General features: G+C 30.5%; 2 protein-coding genes and 1 tRNA gene. All 3 read left to right on the top strand.

Annotated elements, in window-relative coordinates:
- Positions 1 to 176: 176 nt before the first annotated feature.
- Positions 177 to 253 (top strand) — tRNA-Val (locus tag A9G10_RS11910).
- Between the two features lie 240 nt (positions 254 to 493).
- A complete protein-coding gene (locus A9G10_RS11905) occupies positions 494 to 1,429 on the top strand; it encodes a tyrosine-type recombinase/integrase (protein ID WP_081299204.1) in 936 nt (311 codons plus the stop codon).
- A 386-nt stretch (positions 1,430 to 1,815) separates the two neighbouring features.
- Positions 1,816 to 2,007: hypothetical protein (locus tag A9G10_RS12910; RefSeq protein WP_218837412.1), on the top strand; the 192-nt coding region annotated here is incomplete at its 3' end.

Raw genomic sequence — 2,007 nt, 5'->3', positions numbered from 1 at the left:
CAAACCACCTTGAACTGATATTTGTTTTCAATTTAGATTTGTTATAGTGATAAAAACTAACAAATTCTGTGTTTTTTATAGTCAAAAATGTTCAACAGCTGAAAAAACAATCAAAAAATAATTTTTTTACTTGCTTGGAATCAATTTGGAAGCTAATATTTGCGTGTTTCAAATTTACGCCCGTAGCTCAGTTGGTTAGAGCATCACCTTGACATGGTGGGGGTCAGTGGTTCGAGTCCACCCGGGCGTACCATCATAATTTTAATGAATGTGTATCAAAACAATAAGTTCCAATATCCTTAACTAATCGTTTTTTCGAATTTTCACATCACAAAGTTTTTATTTAACTAAAATTATTCAAAATAAAATATAGATATGAAGTTCTAAACTCAAAAAATTAAAAAATATCAACTGTTAAATATTGTAGTATAAATTAATTATTGAATTCACATTGAGTATCTAAATTTAATATCTCAATTTGCTAGCTAATTCAATGTATTTAGCGCAGAATATTCCATTTAAAGAATGGTATGCTATGTTTTTTCTATCTAAATTATTTCAATCTTCAAATTCAAAATTAGTTAATAACTGGCTTGATAACTATCTAGATATTCTATTAAAACGTAATTTAAAACCTAAAACTATCGAAATAAAAAAATATTTAATCAAAGTTATCAGACAAAACATTGGAAAAAGACCTTTAGCAAAAATCACACCTCAAGATATTGCTCAACTCATTAAGATTTATACTGATCAAGATAAAGCACCATCAGCGAAATGTATGTATCATTTACTCAAAGATATATTTAGAGAAGCTTATGCTCAAGGCTGGAATGATAAAAATCCAACTGATCCAATAAAATGCCCAAAAGTTACAGTAAAACGATCTCGAATGACATTAAATGAGTTTAAAAAAATATTAAATGAAGCTGACAAAACGGGAAATAAAACGTTACATGATGCAATGATGTTAGCCATAGTAACGGGTCAACGTCGTTCTGATATCGCAACTATGAAAAAATCTAACATTAAACGTAATTACTTATTAATTGAACAATATAAAACTGGAGCGAAAATAGCATTACCAGTTAAATTGAAATGTAAAAAACTGAATATTAGTTTGAAAGATATCATTGATTCAACCCAAAATAATTATTTGCTAAGCAATAATAATAAACAAATAAAGTTAGAAGCAATAACAAGACAATTTGCACGCTTACGTGATAAAGTTTTTAAAAAAAATTATTGGACAGGTACACCTACCACATTTCATGAAATAAGATCATTAGCAGAACGTTTATATCGAGAACAACGGCTCGATACAATGACTTTATTAGGACATAAATCTCAACAGATGACAGATAGATATAATGACAATAGAGGTAGGGAATATAAAAAACTAAGGATTAATAAAGCATCCTATTTATGAGGTAGGTGAACATGTTGATTTTAAAAAAATAGCAATAAACGGCCAGCAGATTAGCCGTTTTATTATTGCTAAAGGTTCAAACATAAACGGCTGGTATGAAATATACAGTGATGGCTTTAAACGAGTTGGCAACAAATGGCCTGTCTCCAACCCGCTTCATTCACCAAACCCGTTAGGTTGTGTAAAAGTTCCATTCCCAATACCGTTTACCCAGACAGTTATATCTGTCAATGTCTCAATTGAAACATCTACACCTGCAGTTGAAATCATAAATTATGAAATCAATAGTTTGCATGAAATAGGGCTAACAGCGGGAATGTTCGGTGCATCGGGAATGGTTGCGATGAGTGAATTTGCATGTTCATACTCAGCCGAGGGATATTAATATGAGATATTTCAATAAAATAACAACGGCAGAGGTAATGCCCAGTATATATGATATCAATTATGATGTAATAGAATTAGACAATAATCATTGGTTTTTTACGTCGGACATACCCGACAACAAAAAAATAGTTGCTGATGCAAACGGGCAATCAAAACTAAAGAATATTAGTGATAGTCTCAGCAATATAGAT

It is taken from the genome of Gilliamella sp. wkB308, from assembly GCF_001690185.1.
Lineage (GTDB): Bacteria > Pseudomonadota > Gammaproteobacteria > Enterobacterales > Orbaceae > Gilliamella > Gilliamella apicola_I.
This window is presented reverse-complemented; position numbering and strand designations above follow the sequence as displayed.

Bases quoted from the DNA above. Each gene is read 5' to 3' on its own strand.
- A9G10_RS11905 (WP_081299204.1), top strand. From the start codon at position 494: ATGTATTTAGCGCAGAATATTCCATTTAAAGAATGGTATGCTATGTTT.